At 58.1% G+C, this 3,981-nt stretch carries 3 protein-coding genes; all 3 read left to right on the forward strand.

What is annotated here, in order from left to right:
• Positions 1–312: 312 nt before the first annotated feature.
• Positions 313–2,415, forward strand: a complete 2,103-nt coding sequence (locus G5358_RS20290) for a methyl-accepting chemotaxis protein (RefSeq protein WP_421324803.1) — start codon at positions 313–315, stop codon at positions 2,413–2,415.
• Positions 2,416–2,514: 99 nt separating this feature from the next.
• Positions 2,515–3,183, forward strand: coding sequence for a LysM-like peptidoglycan-binding domain-containing protein (locus G5358_RS20295; protein ID WP_103250429.1), 669 nt, complete (start codon positions 2,515–2,517; stop codon positions 3,181–3,183).
• A gap of 274 nt (positions 3,184–3,457) precedes the next feature.
• On the forward strand, positions 3,458–3,667 hold the full coding sequence (locus G5358_RS20300) for a cold-shock protein (protein WP_005338972.1): 210 nt from the start codon (positions 3,458–3,460) through the stop codon (positions 3,665–3,667).
• The last annotated feature ends 314 nt before the right edge of the window (positions 3,668–3,981 follow it).

The following is a 3,981-nucleotide window of genomic DNA, read 5'->3' on the forward strand; positions in this document are numbered from 1 at the left end:
CCGGTCGGGCTGGGAGCAAAACGGGTTTTGACTTTCATCTTTAAGCCTTGTGTAGAGGGCCTTGGGCCAATTCGTTAGAAAAAACCGTCGCATTTTAGCACCGACAATCACGGATGGGAAAACCATGACGCCATTGCGGGCTAAAGTAGGGGATTAAATCTGTCGCCATTTGTATCTGTAGCCCGATATTTGAAGAGGATCGCAAAACAGAAGCCCCGTTTCCGATTTGCTATGCACAATGCTGGAGAGCTGCCTCCTCCGGTCGATACCCAAATAACGCTCACCACACTTCTCACGAACAAGGAAGAGACGATGCAGTTCCGTTCTATCCAGAATCGCATTCTAGTGATGGCCGGGATCGCCATGACCGCAGCCCTGGTCATCCTGATCCTGCTCAACCAATACTCCGGCAAACAGACCCAACAACTCACCATCAGCTCCAGCCGTGAAGCGCTGCAGCAGGAGGCATGGCAGAAGGTCAGCGCCAATGCCCGCGCCGAGGCGGCCACCATCACCCAACTGCTGCAAAAAGGGCTCTCCTACACCCAGCAGATGGCCAGCGCCCTCGCCCTGCAACAACAGGGCAAACTGCCGCTGGATCGCCAGCAGGCCACCGACCTGCTCAAAGCACAGTTGGCGTTGGAGCCCCAGCTCTATGGCGCCTTCGCTGGCTTCGAGCCCAACGGTTTCGACGGTCAGGATGCCAGCTTTGCTGGCCAGAGTGCGCTGGGCAGTGACGACAAGGGGCGCTTCGTGCCCTATTTCTATCGCGACAAGGATCAAATCGGTACCGATCTGCTGCTCTCCATCGAAAAAACCGACCCAGACGAATTCGGCAATCCCGCCAACGACTACTACGCCTGCCCGAAACGGGAAGGGCGCTCTTGTCTGATCGATCCCTTCAAGGTGGATATCAACGGTCAGCAGGTGCTGGTGAGCACCATCACCACCCCCATCATGGTGAATGGCCAGTTCCGCGGCATCGCAGCCCTCGACCTGGCGGTGGACTCCATCAGTCGTCAGGCCAAGAGCCTCAACAGCAATATCTATGACGGCAAGGGCGAAACCCTGATCGTCAGCGCCGCCGGTGTCATCACCGGCACCAGCGGTGATGCCAGCCTGCTCGGCAGCAGCGCAAGTAAGGTGCTGGGCAACCAGTGGCAACAGTACCTGAAACCGGAAGTTCAGCGTCAGGAGCTGGACGAGTCATTCCGTATTTCCGTCCCCATCATGGTGCCGGGCATGAGCCGCAACTGGGCCATCATAGTCACCCTGCCCTACAAGGTGGTACTGGCGGGGGCCGATCAACTGGAAAGCCAGCTGAGCGACATGAACCAAGCAGCCATGACCCAGCAATTGGTGGGCGCCGTTATCGTACTGGTGCTGGCGCTGGCCACCATGCTGGTGATTGCACGCAGCATCACAGGCCCCATCCGTCAGATGGTCAGCCTGGTGGATGACATCGCCGATGGTGAAGGGGATCTCACCAAACGCCTCACGACCCGCTCGGTGGATGAGCTGGGGGATCTCGCCAAGGGGATCAACCGCTTTATCGACAAGCTGCAAGGGTTGCTCGGGGATGTGCTCAAGACTGCCAGCGAGGTGAACCGCTACGCCGGTGACACCGATCGCATTGCCGGTCAGACCGACAACAATCTGCAGCATCATCAGGCCGAGATGGAGCAGATGCTGACCGCGGTACAGGAGATGTCCTACGTCAGTCAGGAGGTCGCCACCCACGCCAACAATACCGCCGACTCGGCTAAACAGGCGCAAAGCGCTGCCGATCAGGGCAAGGAGCGCTTCCAGCAGGTGATCCAGTCGATGCACAAGGTCGCGGCAGAAGCCGGTAAAGGGGCCGAAGTGGTGGAAGGGCTGGCTCACGACAGCGCCCAGATCACCAGCATCCTCACCGTCATTCAGGGAATTGCCGACCAGACCAACCTGCTGGCCCTCAACGCCGCCATCGAGGCTGCCCGGGCTGGCGAACAGGGCCGCGGCTTTGCGGTAGTCGCCGACGAGGTGCGCAAACTGGCGGGCAATACCCAGCAGGCGGTACAGAACACCCAGGAGTTGATCGAGAAGATCCGCCTCAGCTCCACCAATGCAGTCAACGCCATCAACCAGAGCCAGCAGCTGACCCATCAAGCGGTGGGCGAGGCGGATCTGGCGGAAGAGGCGCTCGGCAGCATCTACCAGGCCATCTCCACCATCAACGACATGACCTATCAGATCGCCTCCGCCGCCGAAGAGCAGAGCTCGGTCTCAGAAACCGTCTCCGGCAACCTGTCAAAAACCAACGCACTGGCCAACGACATTGCTCAGGATGCGACCGAAACGGCCAAAGCCAGTCAGGCATTGCGTCAGGCGGCCGACAAATTGCAGCAATTACTGGGTCAATTTCGTCTCAGCTGATAATTTTCCGCCTCAGGACTCTCCCCCTCGGGGGCGAGTCCGTTTACCATAGGCGACGAATTTGCCTGATGGCAGGCAATGTAGTGAGAGGTAAATGCCGTGCCCACCCCGGACCGTCGCCCACGAGGCCATAACAGACGAGCCCAGCAGCGTCGCCAAGACGAATCACAAGGATCCCTGCTCCATCGCATCAATGCCGCGACCCTGTCCCTGCGCCAACGTTTTGGCCAAGGGATGAGCAACCTCGGTCAACGTCGCCAGGATGCCAAAGCAGGCAAATTCAAGCTGTCCAGCCCGCTGCCGCGTAAAAACACCATAGGTCTGCTGATCCTGATCCCGCTCTGGTTGCTGGTGCTGGCCTGGGAGCCGGCACCATCCGCCCCCAAAGCCGCCCCTTCCGGCTCGCTGGAAGTGCCGCTGGCCGTGCCTGCTCAAGCTCTAACTGTCGGTAATGGCGCGGCAGGTAGTGCCCCCGCGGCAGCCAAGCCGGTCGAAGAGAAGGTCAACGGTACCTGGCTGCAACACGATGTGCAGGCGGGTGAGACCCTCTACTCCATCTGGCGCAAATTCGAGTTGCCGGGTGCCGAGCTGAGCCGCCTGATCGCCATCGAGGGGCCGGATCGCCCCCTGACCCGCCTGCAATCGGGCCGCTCTATCTTCATCCTGGTGGACGACACCCGCCGCATCCAGCGGGTGGAGATCCGCTCCTACGGTCAGGCGGTTTACCGCTACGACCGGCAGGGCGAAGGGTTCGCCCTCAAGGAATAACAAAAACGGGAGGCGCTGGCCTCCCGTTTTTTTCAGTCAAATCTCTACAAATAAGCTACTGACTTCACAATATTTTTAGCTTGTTCAAAAAACGAAAGGGGTCAAATTGACAAGGATCGGCGCTAACGTACAATCGTTTGTGCTTTAGACAGGGATTGTTCTGCGTGCTACTGGGACAAAGAGACGTGGTCAGTCATGAGCCAACCCCTGCTTGCAAGGCAAATGCAGCCCAGCACGGGCTTAGTTTCATTTTGTTATTGATAGGATTTAGCACATGTCTGACATTCGCACCGGCCAGGTAAAATGGTTCAACGAAACCAAGGGTTTTGGCTTTATTGAACAATCCCAGGGTCCGGACGTATTCGTTCACTTCTCCTCCATCCAGAGCACCGGTTTCAAAACCCTGGCTGAAGGTCAAAAAGTCCAGTTCACTGTGACCCAGGGCAAAAAAGGCCCTCAGGCTGAGAACGTTACTCTGGTTTAAGCCCGCGCCAGTGAATCATGCAGGAGGAGCCAAGGCCCCTCCTCTTTTTTGCCCGCAATTCTCGCCTCCCACCACCTGTTACAACCGCTTGCCTCGTACAATCCGCACCATGAGCCCACATCCCCTTCCTGTTAGCAGGAGGTGGTAGAGACGCACCTAGTAAACGCCAGATACGACAAAGCATCGCAGCGCGATGTGAGGGGCAATTCAGAGGGATTATGAAGACTTCGAAGAGAGATTGGAGCGGGAAACGAGACTCGAACTCGCGACCCCGACCTTGGCAAGGTCGTGCTCTACCAACTGAGCTATTCCCG

It is taken from the genome of Aeromonas sp. 604176, assembly GCF_049170755.1.
Classification (GTDB): domain Bacteria; phylum Pseudomonadota; class Gammaproteobacteria; order Enterobacterales; family Aeromonadaceae; genus Aeromonas; species Aeromonas veronii_A.